The sequence below is a fragment of the Thauera sp. WH-1 genome, from assembly GCF_047806685.1.
Taxonomy (GTDB): Bacteria; Pseudomonadota; Gammaproteobacteria; order Burkholderiales; family Rhodocyclaceae; genus Thauera.
Map to the genome: position 1 here is coordinate 281,077 of NZ_JBLQGP010000001.1, position 16,807 is coordinate 297,883.

Sequence of the window (16,807 nt, forward strand, 5' to 3'; positions counted from 1 at the left end):
CATCTCAACGCTAATCAGGACACTGATCATGAAAGTCATGACCGCACGCGAAGCGAAGAACCGATTCGGCGAATTCCTCGATGCATCGCGCCGGGAGCCGGTCGTCATCACCAGGAACGATCGCCCCGTCGGCATCATGGTGTCGATCGAGGACGCAGCGGACACACTGTTGCCCGAATTCCTGCTCGACAAGACGCCCGGTTACGACGGCTGGCTCTTCGAGAAGGTCACGGCGACGCTCGAACGCATCGATGCGGGCCAGACCACGCTACATGCCCACGACGAAGCCATGGCGCTGCTACGCGAGCGGGTGGCAGCACGGAATCGTCGTGCATGAACATCCTCTGGACTGACGAGGCGCTGGACGACTTTGAGGAGATCCTTGTTTATTACCACTCGGAGGCAGGCCCCCTGACTGCGGAAGCCGTCCATTCGCGCATCGTTGCCGAGATCGAAGCCTTGCGCGTCTTCCCCGAGCGTATTCGGGCAAGTGCACGAATCCCGGGGGTACGTGAGCTCGTCGTTCGCCGGCTACCTTACGTCGCCCTCGTGCAAGTCACTGACGACGCGGTGGTCGTGCTGAACGTCGTTCATACCGCAAGGGAATTTCCTGCGCGCCACTGAGATGCCACGAAGGGAGCAGCGAAGGTTTGCCGAACTGTTAGACAAACACTAATATACACACATAATCGTAATTACAAAGGGTGGCATGATGGAAACACTGCTAAGCCGCGTCTTCAACAATGGCAACAGCCAGGCGGTCCGCATCCCGGCAGAGTTCCGCCTCGACACCGACCGCGTCAGCATCACGCGCAACGACGCGGGCGACCTGGTGATTCACCCCTTGCGCGTACAGCGTGGCACCGCCCTGATGCAGGCCCTTAAAGCGCTGGGCGAAGTAGACGACGACTTCATTGCCGCACTCGAGTCCGAGCGGGAGGCGGCGCTGCCTGTGCAGGAGCGCGAGGCGCTGTGATCTACCTGCTCGACACCAACATCCTCATCTACCTGATCAAGAACCAGCCGCCCAGCCTCGCGCAGCGCGTCGACGCACTCCCCGAGACCGATACGTTGTGCATGTCTTTCGTGACCTGGGCAGAGTTGCTGAAAGGCGCCGAGCGCAGCACCCGCAAGACGGAGGTGCTGCGGCGGCTGAACGCCTTGACACGCCAGGTACCAGTGCGCTACCCCGCCGATCCCGCCATCTGCCGGCATTACGCGGAACAGGCCACCCGCCTCAGGGAGGCAGGCACACCGATCGGCGCGAACGACCTGTGGATCGCCTGCCACGCGCTGGCGGAGGGGGCCACCTTGGTCACCCACAATACGCGCGAGTTCAGGCGCATTTCGGGTTTGTGCGTCGAGGACTGGGTGTCCGCCGAAAAAGACTGAAAAAGGCCACCCCGGAACTCCCGCCGCCCCTTAGCACTCTCACGCCCCGAGTGCTAATATTGAGGCGCACAAGGAGGACCCAAGCCCATGTCACACGCCCTGACCTTTCCCGTTCCCGCCGCCGGCAGCCTGGACCAATACATCCAGAGCGTGAATCGCATGCCGATGCTGAGCGAGCAGCAGGAGGTGGAACTGGCGACGCGGCTGCGCGACGAGGGCGACGTGGATGCGGCACGGCAACTGGTGATGTCGCATCTGCGCGTCGTCGTCGCCATCGCGCGCGGCTATCTCGGCTACGGCCTGCCGCATGCCGACCTGATTCAGGAAGGCAACGTCGGCCTGATGAAGGCGGTCAAGCGTTTCGACCCGAGCCGCGGCGTGCGGCTGGTGTCGTTCGCGATCCACTGGATCAAGGCCGAGATCCACGAATACATCCTCAAGAACTGGCGCCTGGTGAAGATCGCCACCACCAAGGCGCAGCGCAAGCTGTTCTTCAACCTGCGTGGCATGAAGAAAGACAGCGCCACGCTGAACCCGAGCGAGGTCAGGGCGATCGCCGCCCAGCTCGACGTCAAGCCGGAAGAGGTGGTCGAGATGGAAACCCGCCTCGGTGGTCGCGACATCCCGCTCGACGCCGGCAGCGACGACGAGGACGAACGCTTTTCCCCGATCTCCTACCTGCCCGACCCGCAGGCCGAGCCGTCCGAGGTCATCGAGCAGGCCGAGCTCGCCCACCTGCAGGACAGCGGCCTGCGCAACGCGCTCTCCAGCCTGGACGAACGCAGCCGCGCGATCGTGCAGCGCCGCTGGCTGACCGAAGGCGACAGCGCCACGCTGCACGAGCTGGCGGCCGAGTACGGCGTGTCGGCCGAGCGCATCCGCCAGATCGAGGCCAAGGCGATGCAGAAGATGCGCGGCATGCTGGCGGCGGTAGTGTGAATAGCCAGCTATACTGCCGCTGACTCACGCCTCAAGGAGTAGGCATGCGACAGGCAAGTGAGCTCCACAAGCGAATCACGATCTCCGCGGACCAATGTGGCGGACGGCCCTGCGTGCGCGGCCTGCGCATCCGCGTGTCGGACGTCTTGGCGCTGCTGGGCGCGGGGGCAAGCGTGGAAGAGATTCTCGAGGATTACCCGCTGCTCGAAGAGGCCGACATCCGGGCCGTGCTCGAATATGCCGCGCGCCAGGCTGACCACACCGTACTGATTGCCGCGTGAAGCTGCTCGTTGACGCGCAGCTACCGGTCGCTTTGGCCCGCTGGCTGGCTGAGTGCGGCTTCGAGGCGAGTCACGTCAATGACGTAGGCCTCGAAAGCGCGTCCGACACGGCAATCAGGACGTATGCCCGTGCTGGTAGCTTGGCGATCGTCACGAAAGACGAGGATTTCAGGATGCTCGCCGACCAGTTTGGGCAGGTCCCGCCTCAGGTAGTCTGGGTTCGTCTTGGTAACTGTCGTAAGCCAGCCCTCCTGGCTGCGTTCGAATCCGTACTTGCACCACTGCGTTCGGCGCTCGAGCGCGGCGAGCGGATCATAGAGATCCGCTGAAGGCATCACTTCCCCTCCAGCAGCGCCTTGATGTCCGCCGCGACCACCTGCGGAGCTTCGCCGTGCCTCATGTAAAGCCGCAGCCGGCCGTCCGGCCCGAACACGTAGGTGCCGGCCGAATGGTCGATGGTGTAGTGGCCCTCGAGGTCGCCGCTCTTGCGGTAGAAGACGCGGAAGTCCTTGGCGACGGCGGCGATCTGTTCGGGCGTGCCATGCAGGCCGAGGAAGCGCGCATCGAACACCGGCACGTATTCGGCCAGCAGCGCCTGGGTGTCGCGCTCGGGGTCGACGGTGATGAAGATCACCTGCACGCGATCGCTGTCCGGGCCGAGCAGGCCCATCACCTCGCTCATGCCGACCAGCGCCGTGGGGCATACGTCCGGGCACTGCGTGTAGCCGAAGAAGAGGGTGACGACCTTGCCGCGGAAGTCGGCGAGCGTGCGTTGCTGGCCGTGATGGTCGGTCAGGCGCAGGTTCTTGCCGTACTCGGCGCCGCTGATGTCGGTGCTGCGGAACACCGGCTCGGCCGGCGCGCAGGCGGCGAGCAGCCCCAGGGCGAGCACCGGGAAGACGAACGCACGCAGGCGCGCGATGAGGGCGGACGGCATGGGGGACAAGGACATGGGCTTGCCTGTGTGACGGCTGAATCAGCGCCCGATGATAGACCCATCGACGGCGCGCCGGAACCCAATGCGGCAAACGGCCGCAGCCGCCTCAGCGGCTTGTCCGTCATCAAGGCGCACGGGCGTTCGAGCCCACCCGAACGCAGGCGCCCAACCGCAATCCGGCGCCGGCCGCCTGCACGCAAACGCCTTGCAGCCCGACCTCAGCCTGCCGACAGCCGCCTGCGCAGTGCGCGCATCAAGGTGCCCAGCAGCGGCAGCTTCTCGTACAGTTCCTCGGCGGCGTCCCAATAATCGCGGTGCAGCACCACCCGCCCGCCGGCGTCGAAGCGTAGATGGGTCACGCCGTGGACCACCACCGGCCGGCCGCGCAGCACGAAGTGGAAGTCCCAGCCCAGCATGGCCTGCGCGCCCTGCGCGATGCGCTCGGTGACGACGAAGCGCGGCGCGTCCACGGTGTCGAACATGTGCGCGAAGATGCGGCGGATCGCCGCCGTGCCGACGACCTCGTTGAACGGATCCTTGAAGCGCGCGTCGGCGGCGTAGAGCGCGTCGAGCCCGGCCAGCGTGTGCGGCGCGAGCGTCTCGTAGAAGCGCGCCACGGCCTCGGCGGCGCTTGCCCCAGGCCCCGTGCCGCCGAGGTCCGTGCCATCGAGGCCCGTGTCCTTCACCCTCATAGTCCGGTCGCCCGCCGCACGAGCGGGAAGTAGAAGCGCCGCGGCAGCCACTGCAGGAGCTTGAGCACGCGGGTGAAGCGCTTCGGAAAGTGAATCTCGAAGTCGCCCCGCGCGAAGCCGTCGACGATCGCCTGCGCGGCCTGCGCTGGCGTCTGCAGGGCCGGCATGTGGAAGTCGTTGGCGGCGGTGAGCGGGGTGGCGACGAAGCCGGGGTCGATCAGGAAGACGTCGATGCCGCGCGGCGACAGATCCAGGTACAGCGTCTCGGCGAGATTGATCAGTGCCGCCTTGGTCGGCCCATAGACGGTGGCCTTGGGCAGGCCGCCGTAGCCCGCCACGCTGCCGACCAGGGCGATCGCCCCGCTGCCCTGGCGCAGCAGCGCGGGCACCAGCTCGCCGACGCCGCACAGCGTACCCACCAGGTTGAGCGCCACCGTCTCGCGCACGGCCTCGGCGCTCAGCTCCCAGGCGCGCAGCGGGCGGTAGGTGCCGGCGTTGAACACCACCAGGTCCACGCCGCCCCAGCGCGCCAGCAGCGCGCCCTGGGCGCGGGCGAAGTCGCCATCCCGGGCGAGGTCGAGCGCCTCGACCACGCAGTCCGGCTCGGCCACGCCACGCTCGAGGCAGGCCGCGCGCACCACCTGCAACCGCTCCACGCCGCGCGCCGACAGCGCCAGCCGCGCGCCGCGCGCGGCCAGCGCCAGCGCCAGCGCCTCGCCGATGCCGGTGGAGGCGCCGACGATCCACACTCGCCGCCCCTGCCAGTCGCGGATCGGGGTGTTGAGCGGGGAAAACAGCCCGCGCGTTGTCCGGATCACCGTCGTCGCCGTCATTGCTGCCGCCCTCGGAGCTGCATGCTGCCTGTCACTCGCCACCCCCGCCTCACTCGCCGCTCAGTCCGTACGCTTGAAGAAGGACAGCGTGACCTCGCCGAGGCGAAAACCCCACTTGCTCATCAGCGAACGGTTGAGCATCACCTTGTCGTCCATCAGGAACATCCAGTCGTCGAAATCGACGTTGTACACCTTGCCATCGACCGGCAGCGCCAGCACGTAGCGCCAGCGCAGCGCATTGCCCGCGGCCTCGCCGCTGGCCTCGCCGACGACGTCGTCCGCGCGCCCGCTGTAGCGCCCCGGCCCGAGGCGGGTGATCGTCCACACGCGGCGCTGGGTGCTGCCGTCGGAGTAGGTGAAGTGCTCGTCCAGGGTGCCGACCTCGCCCTCCCAGCTCGCCTCGATGAGCACGTGAAAGCGCTTGACCACCTTGCCCGAACGATCCTGGAACATGCCATAGGCGTCGAGCGTGCCGTTGAAGTAATCGCGCAGCTCGAGCACCGGCTGCTCGGCGCGGTACTGATCGACATTCACCGTACTACACCCCCACAGGCCGACCACGGCCACCAGCCATACCAAGAAACGTCTCACGATTGCGCTCCCCCACATGCAGCCGCCTTGCGCAGGCCGTCGGCAGACGGCACGCCCGGCTCGATCCAGGCGCGCCAGCGCCACAGCAGCACGATCGCACCCAGCTTGAGCACGACCGGCACGAAGCCATACACCGCCGCCAGCGCCGCCAGCGCGCCCGGCTCGCGCGCGCCCGGCGCGTAGCCCAGCAGCGCGAGCAGCGGCAGCGCCAGCCCCGCCGCCAGCGCGAGGTTGGCCTTGGCGACGAAGTTCCACCAGCCGAAGCACGCCCCCGCCTGCAGGCGCGGCTGCGCACGCCCGGCCGCACTGCGCGCGATGAGGTCGGCGAGCAGCGAAGGCGGCAGGCTGAGGTCGGCACCGAGCGCAAGGCCCGACAACACGCAGATGAGCGCGTAGGCGAGCACGGCGCCCTCGCCGAGCAGTCCGGCCCAGGCAAACACCGCCACTGCCAGCACCATGCTGGCGAGCCAGGCGCGCAGCTTGCCGATGCGCTGCGACAGCCGCACCCACAAGGGCAGACTGGCCGCGGCGGCGACGAAATAAAGCACCAGGAAGAGCCCGGCGAGTTGCGCCGCGCCGAGCACGTCGGCGACGAAGAACAGCACCGTCGCCGACGGAATCGCCGCGGCGATGCCATTGGCGGCGAACACCGCGAGCAGGCGGCCGAAGCCGGCGTCGCGCACGGTTGCGCGCAGACCGGCCCACAGCGGCGTGGCCTTCCCGGGCCGATCCGCGGTGCGCGGGTGAGGGCCTGCAACGTGGTCCCGCCCGCGTCCTGCTGCCTCCACCCTGCTGCCCTCGAGCAATTCCGCCGCGTCGGCGGCCAGCGTGCGGACGGGCGCGGCAGGCGCACGCCACAGCGTCCACAGGCCGAACACCGCCAGCAGCGGCAGGAACAACCAGGCCAGGCGCGCCAGCCCGGTCGCCTCGCCGGCGCCCAGCGCCAGCACCGCCGGCAAGGCCGCCGCCAGCACCACGCCGCCAAGCCCGAAGGCCTCGCGGCTGGCAACGTAGCGGGTGCGCAGCAGCGGCGTGTGCGCCACCTCGGCGCCCCAGGCGTTGTAGGCGATGGTCGCCACCGACCACGCCAGCGAGACGCCGACCAGCAGCCCGAACAGCCAGCCGAGACCGGCTTGTGCGGGCGGCGCGAGCAGGCCGAGCATGCCGGCGCCCAGCGCCGGCAGCGCCAGCGCGATCCACAGCCGGCGCCGCGGCAGACGGTCGTTGGCCCAGCCGATCAGCGGGTCGGTGAGCGCATCGACGATGCGTGCGGCGAGCAGCACCGCCCCCACCAGCGCTAGCGGCAGGCCGAGCCCTTCGGCGTACAGGCGCGGCACATGGACGTAGATCGGCAGCGCAGCGAAGGCCAGCGGCAGGCCGAGCGCGCCATAGGCAAGCAGCGCCCGGCGCGAATCGGTGCCGGTGCCCGGGTCAGGTGCAGCGCCGGCGGCGGCGCTCATCGCCCGCGCTCCGCCAGGCCGAGCAGCTGCGCGCGCAGCCGCGGCTCGCGCGTGCGCGGATCGAGCCAGATCGCGAAGAAGGCCGCGGCCAGTTCGGCGTCGTCGAGCGCGGCGGTGGGCTGACCCTGGTGCCAGAACTGCGCGCCCTCGCCCGGCCGGTGCAGGCCGACGAGGGTCTCGCCCGCCTCCACCGAGGGCAAGGCGCGCGCCAGCGCCTGCCCCCAGCGCGCCAGCTGCGCCTCGTCATCGAAGCCAAGGCGACGCATCTCGCCCAGGCTGAGCTCGACCAGGCGATCGGACGACACCGCGCGTGCGTAGCGGATCGACAGCGCATGCTCGGCGCCGAGCACCTGCGCCACCTCGGCCTCGTCCTCAGGCGGCGCGGCCACCACCGCGGGCCTCGCCCACAGCGCCGCGTCATAGAGCTTGAAGCCGAGCCAGCGCAGCTCGCCTTCGCCGATACGCTGCAGCTCGCCCTGCAGCGCGGGCGGCAGTTCGCGCGCAAAGGACGGCACCGCGGCCAGCATGGCGGCGGCGACCAGCACCGGCGCCAGCAGGCGGCAGAGGACTGCAGCCCGGCCTGGCATCAGCGGCTCCCGCCAGTGCCGTCCGCATGCGCGAACACGTAATGGTGCACGTCGATGTCGCCGGTCTCGAAGCCGGCCTCGCAGTAGGACAGGTAGAAGCGCCACATGCGCAGGAAGCGCTCGGCGAAGCCCTGCGCGCGCACCGCGGCGGCCTGGGCCTCGAAGCGGCGCTGCCAGTGGGCGAGCGTGCGCGCATAGTCGCGGCCGAAGGCGAAGTCACCGACGGTCGCCAGCCCGGCACGCCGCGCCTGCTGGGCCACCGCGCCCGGGCTGGGCAGCATGCCGCCGGGGAAGACATGGCGCTGGATGAAGTCGGTGCCGCGCCGGTAGCGCGCGAACAGCGCATCGTCGATGGTGATCGCCTGGACCACGCAGCGCCCGCCCGGCTTGAGCAGCGCGCCGAGCTGGCCGAAGTAGGTCGGCCAGAAGCGCTCGCCCACCGCCTCGATCATCTCGATCGACACGATGTGGTCGTACTGGCCACGCACGTCGCGGTAGTCGCACAGCGCGAAATCCACCCGATCGGCAAAGCCGCCACGCTCTGCGCGCGCACGGGCGAAGGCGAGCTGCGACGGCGACAGCGTGATGCCGAGCACCTTGCAGCCGAACTCGGTGGCGGCGACCTCGGCAAAGCCGCCCCAGCCACAGCCGACCTCGAGGATCGTCTGCCCCGGCCGGGCACCGAGCTCGTCGAGGATGCGGCGGTACTTGCGCAGCTGGGCCTCGGCCAGCGACTCCTCGGGCGAGGCGAACACCGCCGCCGAATAGGTCATGGTCGGGTCCAGCCACAGCGCGTAGAAGTCGTTGCCGAGGTCGTAATGGGCCTCGATGTTGCGCCGCGAGCCGCTGCGGGTGTTGGCGCGCAGCAGGTGCTGCAGGCGGTGGCCGAGCAGGCGGAACAGCCGGCCGTAGATCGCGTCCTGCAGGCGGTCGCGGTTGGCCGACAGCAGGCGCAGCAGCGCGGTGAGATCCTCCGTGTCCCACAGGCCGTCCATCCAGGCTTCACCGAAGCCGATGTCGCCGCGGGCGAGCACCTCGTCGAACACCGCATGGTCGCGCACCCGCAGATGGGCGACGAGCGGGCCGTGGCCGGCGCGCAGGCGCAAGCCATCGGGCAATTCCACGACCAGCGCGCCGCCGTCGAGGCGGTCGAGCATTTCCAGGCACAGCCGGGTGGCGCGCGGCATGCGGGTGAGGCGCACACCGGCGATCGGCTGCAGGGCATGGTCCAGGGCGTTCATCAGGTGGTCTCCTCGATCGGGGGTGGCGGCTTGCGGAAGAAGCGCACCCGCCGCAGTGCAAGGCGCAGGGCCTGCCAATGGATGCGGGCAACGACGCCCAGGGTCATGAGGGGCTGGCGCGCGAGCCATTTCGCCATCGCGCCCCCGTCGAGCGCCTCGGCGCGGCCCGACAGGCGGGTGGCGAGCTGCAGTGCACCGCCGTCCCACAGGTCGACCGACACCGCATGCACCGCGCCGCGCTGCTCGAAGCGGAAGCGGTACTCCCCGCTCACAGGGAAGAAGGGCGAGACATGGAAGCACTTGCGCGCGCGCAATTCGTCGCCGGAGACGATCGGGCGCAGGTCGCCGTGGTGCACCAGGTAGTTGTGGCGCTCGCCGAAGGTATTGCTGACTTCGGCCAGCACCACCCGCAATGCGCCCTCGCGGTCGTGGCAGAACCAGAAGCTGACCGGGTTGAAGACGAAGCCGAAAAGGCGCGGCATGGTCTGCAATACAACCTCGCCATCGCACACGGCCTCGAGCCCGTGCGTACGCAACAGGCCGCGCAGCCAGGGCAGCAGGGGCGAACCGTCGCGCGCACCGTGGTCGCGGCTGCGGAAGGAGAACACATTGGCGCGCTCGATACCGAGCAGCGGCACCTGCAGCCGCTCGAGCTGCGACAGCGGCAGGCGCAGGAAGGCGGTGGGATAGACGAAGCGGTTGTGCGCCTCGACATGGCGCTCATGCATCACCGCGCCGAAGCACACGGCGGCGCGCATCAGGCTGCCGCCTCCAGCGGCAGGCCTGCAGGGACGCGACCGCGCCGCCACGGCACCTCCACGCCCATCGCCTCGACCACGGCGATGGCGGACTTGAGCCCGTCCTCATGAAAGCCGTAGCCGGTCCATGCGCCGGCGAACCAGCTCCGGTTGCGCCCCTGGATGCCCGGCAGCGCAGCCTGGGCATCGATCGCACCCTGGTCGAACACCGGGTGGGCGTACTCGATGCGACGGATCAGCTTGTCGGCAGCCGGCTCGACGAAGGGGTTGAGCGAGACCACGACCGGTGTGTCGAAAGGCAGCGGCTGCAACCGGTTGATCAGGTAGCTGACCGACACCGGCCGCGCAGCGGGCGCGCCCTCGCCGGCCAGGTAGTTCCACGCCGACCACACCTTCGGCCGCCGTGGCAGCAGCGCGGTGTCGGTGTGCAGCAGCGCGACGTTGGGCTGGTAGCGGACCGCGCCGAGGATGCGGCGCTCCTCGGCGGTGGCCTCGCTGCCGAGGATGGCCAGGGTCTGGTCGCTGTGGCAGGCGAACACGAGCTCGTCGAAGCGCTCCGGCCCGTGCGCGGTATGCACCCAGACGCCATCGGCATTGCGCACCACGCGCAGCACCGGGGCATTGACGCGCACATCGTCCAGACGCGCGAGCATGCGCCGCACGTAGCTGCGGCCGCCGCCCTTCACCGTCATCCAGGTCGGCCGATCGAAGATCTGCAACAGGCCGTGGTTGTGGCAGAACTGGACGAAGGTCGCGAGCGGGTAGTCGAGCATCGCCTGGGTCGGGCAGGACCAGATCGCCGCCGCCATCGGCAGCAGGTACCAGTCGCTGAAGGCCTCGGAGTAGCCCTCGAGCTCGAGGTAATCGCCCAGCGACAGCGCCGGCATCGTGCCTTCGCGCGCCATGCGGGTGGTTTCGCGGTTGAAGCGCAGGATGTCGCGCAGCATGGCGAGGAAGGCCGGGCGTACCAGGTTGCGGGGCTGCGCGAACACGCTGCCGAGATCGGTGCCGGACCACTCGATGTCGGGCTGGGACAGGCTGAGGCCGAAGCTCATCTCGGTTTCCACCGCCTCGACCTGCAGCAGGGCGAACAACGCGCACAGGTTGGGGTAGGTGCGACGGTTGAAGACCAGAAAGCCGGTATCGACCGGATGGGTGAGCCCATCGACGGTGACGTCGACGGTGTTGGTATGGCCACCGACGTAGCTGCCGGCCTCGAACAGCGTGACCGCGTCGCGCTGCGCCAGCAGCCAGGCACTGGCCAGGCCGGCGATGCCGCCGCCGATCACCGCCACGCGGCGGCCGGCGGCACCGAGACGCTCGAGCTCACCCAGCTTCATGGTCTCACTCCGCCGCGTTCTCGCCCTCGATCAGGGCGTACGCAGAATGGTTGTGGATGGATTCGAAGTTCTCCGACTGCACCGACCAGGCCGCGATGCGGGCATCGGCGCGCAGGCGCAGGGCAATGTCGCGCACCAGGTCCTCGACGAACTTGGGGTTGTCGTAGGCGCGCTCGGTCACCCACTTCTCGTCCGGGCGCTTGAGCAGGCCGAAGACCTCGCACGAGGCTTCCTCCTCGGCCATGCGCACCAGTTCGCGCAGGTCGAGATCGAGCGCCTCGCGCTCGGCCTCGAGCAGCTCGACGAAGCGCGACATGTGCGTGCCCTTGACGTCGGCGGGCAGGCCGACCGTCATCTCGAGGGTGGCGACCGTGTGCTGCACGCTGCCGTCGGTGTCACGGATCGACATCGGATAGCGCAGGCCGCGCACGCCGACGCGCTGGATGGCGAGCGCCCGATGGTCGGCACTGGACTGGACGTCGGGCAGGAAGAAGTTTTCCGGGGCGTTCATGAGTTGTCCTTTTGCTTGCTGGGGAGGGGGCGGAGCGGCAGGTCGGCGCGATGCATGAAGAGCATCAGGTCAAGGGGGGCGCCTGCATGCGTGTCCACGACGAAGTCGGGCGCCTGCACCACCGGCTTGCCTTGCGCCGCTTCAACCTGCGCGGCGGAACCTGCATGGATCGGGAATGTGGCGGCTGCCGCAACAGCGAAAAGCATGCCGGCGCGCCTCGTAAGCAGTGTGGCATTCATGGCTGTGTCCTGGACAAGCGTTGGTGACGACTGAACGATAGGCCAGGCTGCAGCCGCTGTCAATGTTTTGTCCAGGACAAACTAGAAGTTCCTTTGAGCTCCAGCGCAACTCGGCCCTTGTTAGCCCCTGCCAACGATCCCCTCCCCAAGCCGCCGCCGCGGGTTTAGGCTTGCAGGCCTTCGCCTCCCGAGGAGCCTCCCCTGGACAACCAAGCGCTCACCCCTTTCGCGGTCTTCGCCGGCCTGGCCGGCGGCATCGGCCTGTTCCTGATCGGCATGCACATGCTGACCGAAGGCCTCAAGCTCGCCGCCGGTCGCGCGCTCGAGGGCCTGCTCGAGCGCGGCACCGCCACGCCGCTGCGCGGCCTCGGTGCCGGCATGACGATGACGGCGCTGGTGCAGTCCTCGACCGCGGTCACGGTCGCCAGCATCGGCTTCGTCAATACCGGCCTGCTGTCGCTGCAGAACGCGATGTGGGTGATCTTCGGCTCCAACGTCGGCACCACGCTCAACGCCTGGCTGGTGGCGGCACTGGGCTTCAGCTTCAAGATCGACACCTTCGCGCTGCCCTTCGTCGGCGTCGGCGCGCTGCTGATGCTGGCCGGGCGCACGGTGCGCCAGCGCGCGCTCGGCCAGGCGCTGGCCGGCTTCGGCGTGCTGTTCCTCGGCATCGACGTGCTCAAGGACACCTTCTCGGGCTTCGGCGCGGCGATGAACCTGCAGGACCACATCGCCCCCGGCTTCACCGGCTGGCTGGTCCTGGTCGGCATCGGCACCCTGCTGACCGTGCTGATGCAGGCCTCGGGCGCGGTGATCGCCGTCATCATCACCGCCGCCCAGGGCGGGCTGATGTCGATCGAAGCGGCCTGCGCGATGGTGATCGGCACCAATATCGGCACCACCTCCACCGCCATCCTGTCGGCGATCGGCGCCACCTCCAACGCCCGCCGGCTGGCGGCCGCGCATGTGATGTTCAACCTGCTCACCGGCACCGTGGCAATCCTGATGCTGCCGCTGCTGATCGCGCTGCTCGGCGTGCTGCGCGAATGGCTCGAGCAACCGGCGACGCCGGCGGTGACGATCGCGATGTTCCACACCGCCTTCAACCTGCTCGGCGTGCTGCTGATGATCCCGCTGGCGCGCATGATGCTGCGCTTTCTGGCCGGACGCTTCCGCAGCCGCGAAGAAGAGATCGCCCGCCCCCGCCACCTCGACGCCACCTCGCTGGCCGTGCCCGACCTCGCCCTGCGCGCGTTGCGCATGGAGCTGGGGCGCACGCAGTCGTTCGCGGTAACCGCGCTCACCGCGGTGAGCCGGGTGCCGCCGGACGAACCCTGGATCGAACGCCAGGCCAGCACGCTTGACGCGCTCGCCCCGGCCATCTCGAACTACGTGCGCAAACTCAGCGCGAGCACCCTGCCGCCCGCGCTGGTGGAAGCGCTGGCGCACAGCCTGCGCGCGCTGCAATACCAGGAAAGCGCGGTCATCGCGGTGCGCCAGGCCTGCGCCCTGGCGACCGTGCTCGGCCCCCCCCCGGGCATGGAACTCGAAGCCGCGGCGAAGGCCTTTCACCAGGCCACGGCAAACCTGGCCGCCAGCGCCGACGGCGGCCGCGACGACTTCAGCGCAGCGGCGGTGGAGGTGCGCCTGCAGGAGGCCGAGACCTGTTACCAGGCCCTCAAGGAGGCGCTGCTGCTGGAAGGCGCCCACGCCCGCATCGACATCCGCAGCATGCAGGACTGGCTGCGGCTGGCGAGCCTGGAGCGGCGCGCGGTCGAACAGGTGGCGAAGGCCGCGCGCATGCTTGCGGTGCTGGATGGCGACCTGACGCCGCAGCAGGCGATCGAGGCCGAGACGCCGGGCGCCGAGACGGAGAACGCGCACTAGACGCGCCCACGGGTCATCCCTGCCCCGACCAAGCCCGCTGAGCGCGACGCGGCTGCACGCCGGCGCCGGGTTCAGGCGTGGGCGGCGCGCCACTCCTGCAGGGCGACGAGGGTGTCGTCGAGGTCCCCCACCACGCGGATGCCCGGCAGCCGCTTGTGCTTGTCGCGCACCGCCGCGCCGCCCGCCCAGATGCCCACGGCGGGCGGCAGGCTGGCGCGCAGCTCGAGCAGGCCGTCGATGGCCTGGCGTGCCGGATAGGCGATGCTGAAGGACAGGCCGACGATATCGAAGCCGCCCTCCACCGCCGCAGTGCGGATGTCCGCCAGCGGCGTGCGCGTGCCGAGCGACAGGCAGCTCGCGCCCTCGGGCACGAGCATGGCCTCGGCCATCAGCAGGCCGAGGATGTGCTCTTCCTCGGGAAAAGTGGTGAGCAGCACGCGCGGGCGGGCGCCGGCGACCGCATGCGCGCTGATCGCGCTGCGCAGCACGTTCTGCACCTGCTCGGTGAACAGATGCTCCTCGGGCACGTCCACCTCGCCGCGCATCCAGGCCTCGCCCACCGCGGTCGCGAGCGGCGCCACGGTATCGGCGACGAAGCGCTGCAGGCCCTGCTTCATCAGCGCCTGACGCAGGGCGGCGTTGAGCTCCAGGCTGCGATGCAGGCGCACCAGCTGCAGCAGGCTGTCGTCGCGCGCGGCCGCGGCGCCCTCGCCCGCACACAGGCAGTCCTCGAGCATGCGTGACAACTCCTCGCTGCTCGCGCCGACGATGCCCGCCGGCCGCCGGCCGTGGTCGATGAGGCGGCGGATCAGACGCAGCTTCTCGACCTGCTCGGGCGGGTACAGGCGCTCGCCGTTGGCATCGCGCGCCGGGGCGGGAAAGCCGTAGCGGCGTTCCCACACGCGCAAGGTGTCCTTCGGCAGCCCGGTGTCGCGTTCGACGGCGGCGATGCTGGAGGCGGCTTCGAAGCGGGCGGCGTCGGTCATGGCAGTCGGCACGGGCTTTGGGGAACAGGAGTGAGGGCGCAGCTTCGAGCCGGGCGGTCGAAGTGCGGACTTGCGCGAATAGTAGGCAGCCGAACTCAGTTTGTCCACGACAAACGAAGATTCTGTCCAGGCATGCACGCCCTCCCCGGCGACCGCCTCGCGCCAAACCACCGCCCTGCGCAACCTGCGGGAACGGTAAAATGGCCGCCATGTGTGCCGCCTCCCAACTTACGCCCCCCATGCCCGACTACGACCAGGCGCAGGCCGCGCCGAACGACTCAGGCGAGGCGCTGCGGGTGCTCGAGCACGTGTTCGGCTATGCCGCCTTCCGCGGCGAACAGCAGGCCATCGTCGAGCATGTCGCCGCGGGCGGCGACGCCCTGGTGCTGATGCCCACCGGCGGCGGCAAGTCGCTGTGCTACCAGATCCCGGCGCTGCTGCGCCACGGCACCGCGATCGTGGTGTCGCCGCTGATCGCCTTGATGCAGGATCAGGTCAGCGCGCTGGTCGAGGCCGGCGTGAACGCCGCCTTCCTCAACTCCAGCCTGGATGCCGAGCGCGCCCGCGCGGTGGAACGCGCGCTGTGGGACGGTGCGCTCGAGTTGCTCTACGTCGCCCCCGAGCGGCTGATGACGCCCCGCTTCCTCGACCAGCTCGACCACCTGCGCGACACCGGCCGGCTGGCGCTGTTCGCGATCGACGAGGCGCACTGCGTGTCGCAGTGGGGGCACGACTTCCGGCCCGAGTACCTGCAGCTCTCCATCCTGCCCGAGCGCTACCCGGCCATCCCGCGCATCGCGCTCACCGCCACCGCCGACCGCCAGACCCGCGAGGAGATCGCCGAGCGCCTCAACCTGCAGCACGCGCGCCGCTTCGTCGCCAGTTTCGACCGCCCCAACATCCGCTACACCATCGTCGACAAGGACGACCCGCGCCGCCAGCTGCTCGCCTTCATCCGCGAGGAATGCCCATCGGAAGCCGGCATCGTGTATTGCCTGTCACGGCGCAAGGTGGAGGAAACCGCCGCCTGGCTGCAGGAACAGGGCCTGAACGCCCTGCCCTACCACGCGGGCATGACGCAGGAGATGCGCGCCGAGCACCAGACGCGCTTCCTGCGCGAGGACGGCCTGATCATGGTGGCGACGATCGCCTTCGGCATGGGCATCGACAAGCCCGACGTGCGCTTCGTCGCGCATCTGGACCTGCCGCGCTCGATCGAGGGCTACTACCAGGAGACCGGTCGCGCCGGCCGCGATGGCCTGCCGGCGCAGGCGTGGATGGCCTGGGGCGCGCAGGACGTGGTGCAGCAGCGGCGCATGATCGACGAGTCCGAAGCGAGCGAGGAGTTCAAGCGCCTGGCGCGCAACCGGCTCGACGTGCTGGTCGGCCTCGTCGAGGCCACCACCTGCCGCCGCCAGCACCTGCTCGCCTACTTCGGCGAGGACTCCGCCCCCTGCGGCAACTGCGACAACTGCCTCAACCCACCGCAGACCTGGGACGCCACCGAGGCCGCGCGCAAGGCCTTGAGCTGCGTGTACCGCACCGGCCAGCGCTACGGCGCCGGCCACCTGATCGACGTGCTGCGCGGCGAGCTCACGGACAAGGTGATCGAGCGCAAGCATCAGGACATCACCACCTTCGGCATCGGCAGCGAGCTCGACGACAAGCGCTGGCGTACGATCTTCCGTCAGCTGGTCGCACGCGAGTTTGTCGCCGTCGACCACGAGCGTTACAACGCGCTGCGCCTGACCGACGCCGCCCGCCCGCTGCTGCGCGGCGAGGCCGAATTCCACCTGCGCCTCGAGCGCGAACGCAGCCGCAGCCGCGCCAGGCGCCGCAGCGCGGCGCCGCTGGACATCCCGGACGGCATCCCCACCACCCTGTTCGACCGCCTGCGCGCCTGGCGCTTTGCTACCGCCAAGGAACGCAACGTGCCCGCCTACGTCGTGTTCCAGGACGCCACCCTGCGCGAGATCGCCATCACCCGGCCGCAGACCCTGGCCGAACTCGCCGGCATCAGCGGCGTCGGCGACCGCAAGCTGGAGCACTACGGCGCGGCGATCCTGGAGATCGTGGGCGAGGCCCGCTGAGTCGACGCGCGCCGCCTTCCAAAGAACACCGGCCCGCCCCGCG

General features: G+C 69.6%; 21 protein-coding genes. 9 read left to right on the forward strand and 12 right to left on the reverse strand.

Going from position 1 to position 16,807, the window contains the following annotated elements; translation table 11 throughout:
• The first annotated feature begins 28 nt into the window (after positions 1 to 28).
• From ACMV5O_RS01325 to ACMV5O_RS01355, 7 genes are all read left to right on the forward strand, one after another.
• Positions 29 to 337, forward strand: coding sequence for a type II toxin-antitoxin system Phd/YefM family antitoxin (locus tag ACMV5O_RS01325; RefSeq protein ID WP_416161768.1), 309 nt, complete (start codon positions 29 to 31; stop codon positions 335 to 337).
• Positions 334 to 624, forward strand: a complete 291-nt coding sequence (locus ACMV5O_RS01330) for a type II toxin-antitoxin system RelE/ParE family toxin (protein WP_416161769.1) — start codon at positions 334 to 336, stop codon at positions 622 to 624. The genes ACMV5O_RS01325 and ACMV5O_RS01330 overlap by 4 nt, the downstream gene beginning before the upstream one ends.
• Positions 625 to 712: 88 nt before the next feature.
• A complete protein-coding gene (locus ACMV5O_RS01335; protein ID WP_416161770.1) occupies positions 713 to 976 on the forward strand; it encodes an antitoxin in 264 nt (87 codons plus the stop codon).
• Positions 973 to 1,392, forward strand: a complete 420-nt coding sequence (locus tag ACMV5O_RS01340) for a type II toxin-antitoxin system VapC family toxin (RefSeq protein ID WP_416161771.1) — start codon at positions 973 to 975, stop codon at positions 1,390 to 1,392. Before ACMV5O_RS01335 ends, ACMV5O_RS01340 begins: the two co-directional genes overlap by 4 nt.
• Positions 1,393 to 1,479: 87 nt before the next feature.
• On the forward strand, positions 1,480 to 2,331 hold the full coding sequence (gene rpoH, locus ACMV5O_RS01345) for an RNA polymerase sigma factor RpoH (RefSeq protein WP_416161772.1): 852 nt from the start codon (positions 1,480 to 1,482) through the stop codon (positions 2,329 to 2,331).
• A 44-nt stretch (positions 2,332 to 2,375) separates the two neighbouring features.
• Positions 2,376 to 2,612, forward strand: a complete 237-nt coding sequence (locus tag ACMV5O_RS01350) for a DUF433 domain-containing protein (protein ID WP_416161773.1) — start codon at positions 2,376 to 2,378, stop codon at positions 2,610 to 2,612.
• Positions 2,609 to 2,941: a DUF5615 family PIN-like protein gene (locus ACMV5O_RS01355; protein ID WP_416161774.1), complete on the forward strand. Its 333-nt coding sequence runs from the start codon at positions 2,609 to 2,611 to the stop codon at positions 2,939 to 2,941. The genes ACMV5O_RS01350 and ACMV5O_RS01355 overlap by 4 nt, the downstream gene beginning before the upstream one ends.
• A 5-nt stretch (positions 2,942 to 2,946) precedes the next feature.
• Here ACMV5O_RS01355 and ACMV5O_RS01360 read toward each other — a convergent pair whose 3' ends face one another.
• The 11 genes from ACMV5O_RS01360 to ACMV5O_RS01410 all read right to left on the reverse strand — a co-directional run bounded on the left by ACMV5O_RS01360 (position 2,947) and on the right by ACMV5O_RS01410 (position 11,801).
• Entirely contained in the window at positions 2,947 to 3,549 is a 603-nt protein-coding gene (locus tag ACMV5O_RS01360; RefSeq protein WP_416161944.1) for an SCO family protein, read from the reverse strand.
• Positions 3,550 to 3,767: 218 nt separating this feature from the next.
• Positions 3,768 to 4,235: a nuclear transport factor 2 family protein gene (locus ACMV5O_RS01365; protein ID WP_416161775.1), complete on the reverse strand. Its 468-nt coding sequence runs from the start codon at positions 4,233 to 4,235 to the stop codon at positions 3,768 to 3,770.
• A 2-nt stretch (positions 4,236 to 4,237) separates the two neighbouring features.
• Entirely contained in the window at positions 4,238 to 5,074 is an 837-nt protein-coding gene (locus tag ACMV5O_RS01370) for an SDR family NAD(P)-dependent oxidoreductase (protein WP_416161776.1), read from the reverse strand.
• Positions 5,075 to 5,134: 60 nt separating this feature from the next.
• Entirely contained in the window at positions 5,135 to 5,665 is a 531-nt protein-coding gene (locus ACMV5O_RS01375; RefSeq protein WP_416161777.1) for a DUF3833 domain-containing protein, read from the reverse strand.
• Complete coding sequence (locus tag ACMV5O_RS01380) at positions 5,662 to 7,125, reverse strand: MFS transporter (RefSeq protein WP_416161778.1); 1,464 nt, start codon at positions 7,123 to 7,125, stop codon at positions 5,662 to 5,664. The genes ACMV5O_RS01375 and ACMV5O_RS01380 overlap by 4 nt, the downstream gene beginning before the upstream one ends.
• On the reverse strand, positions 7,122 to 7,712 hold the full coding sequence (locus ACMV5O_RS01385; RefSeq protein ID WP_416161779.1) for a chalcone isomerase family protein: 591 nt from the start codon (positions 7,710 to 7,712) through the stop codon (positions 7,122 to 7,124). The genes ACMV5O_RS01380 and ACMV5O_RS01385 overlap by 4 nt, the downstream gene beginning before the upstream one ends.
• Positions 7,712 to 8,953: a class I SAM-dependent methyltransferase gene (locus ACMV5O_RS01390; RefSeq protein ID WP_416161780.1), complete on the reverse strand. Its 1,242-nt coding sequence runs from the start codon at positions 8,951 to 8,953 to the stop codon at positions 7,712 to 7,714. Before ACMV5O_RS01390 ends, ACMV5O_RS01385 begins: the two co-directional genes overlap by 1 nt.
• Positions 8,953 to 9,711 carry a DUF1365 domain-containing protein gene (locus ACMV5O_RS01395; RefSeq protein WP_416161781.1) on the reverse strand — a complete coding sequence of 253 codons (759 nt, stop codon included), beginning with the start codon at positions 9,709 to 9,711 and terminating at the stop codon, positions 8,953 to 8,955. The genes ACMV5O_RS01390 and ACMV5O_RS01395 overlap by 1 nt, the downstream gene beginning before the upstream one ends.
• Positions 9,711 to 11,051, reverse strand: a complete 1,341-nt coding sequence (locus ACMV5O_RS01400) for an NAD(P)/FAD-dependent oxidoreductase (RefSeq protein ID WP_416161782.1) — start codon at positions 11,049 to 11,051, stop codon at positions 9,711 to 9,713. The genes ACMV5O_RS01395 and ACMV5O_RS01400 overlap by 1 nt, the downstream gene beginning before the upstream one ends.
• Before the next feature lie 4 nt (positions 11,052 to 11,055).
• Positions 11,056 to 11,562: a GTP cyclohydrolase I FolE2 gene (locus ACMV5O_RS01405; protein ID WP_416161783.1), complete on the reverse strand. Its 507-nt coding sequence runs from the start codon at positions 11,560 to 11,562 to the stop codon at positions 11,056 to 11,058.
• Entirely contained in the window at positions 11,559 to 11,801 is a 243-nt protein-coding gene (locus tag ACMV5O_RS01410) for a hypothetical protein (protein ID WP_416161784.1), read from the reverse strand. Before ACMV5O_RS01410 ends, ACMV5O_RS01405 begins: the two co-directional genes overlap by 4 nt.
• A gap of 201 nt (positions 11,802 to 12,002) precedes the next feature.
• Here ACMV5O_RS01410 and ACMV5O_RS01415 point away from each other — a divergent pair, with 201 nt between their 5' ends.
• Positions 12,003 to 13,688 carry a Na/Pi cotransporter family protein gene (locus tag ACMV5O_RS01415; protein WP_416161945.1) on the forward strand — a complete coding sequence of 562 codons (1,686 nt, stop codon included), beginning with the start codon at positions 12,003 to 12,005 and terminating at the stop codon, positions 13,686 to 13,688.
• 71 nt (positions 13,689 to 13,759) lie between these two features.
• Here the strand turns inward: ACMV5O_RS01415 and ACMV5O_RS01420 are convergent, their stop codons facing one another.
• Positions 13,760 to 14,674, reverse strand: a complete 915-nt coding sequence (locus tag ACMV5O_RS01420) for a MerR family transcriptional regulator (protein WP_416161785.1) — start codon at positions 14,672 to 14,674, stop codon at positions 13,760 to 13,762.
• Between the two features lie 239 nt (positions 14,675 to 14,913).
• Here ACMV5O_RS01420 and recQ point away from each other — a divergent pair, with 239 nt between their 5' ends.
• The gene (gene recQ, locus ACMV5O_RS01425) at positions 14,914 to 16,764 is read left to right on the forward strand and encodes a DNA helicase RecQ (RefSeq protein WP_416161786.1); all 1,851 of its coding nucleotides are present in this window, start codon (positions 14,914 to 14,916) and stop codon (positions 16,762 to 16,764) included.
• Positions 16,765 to 16,807 lie beyond the last annotated feature (43 nt).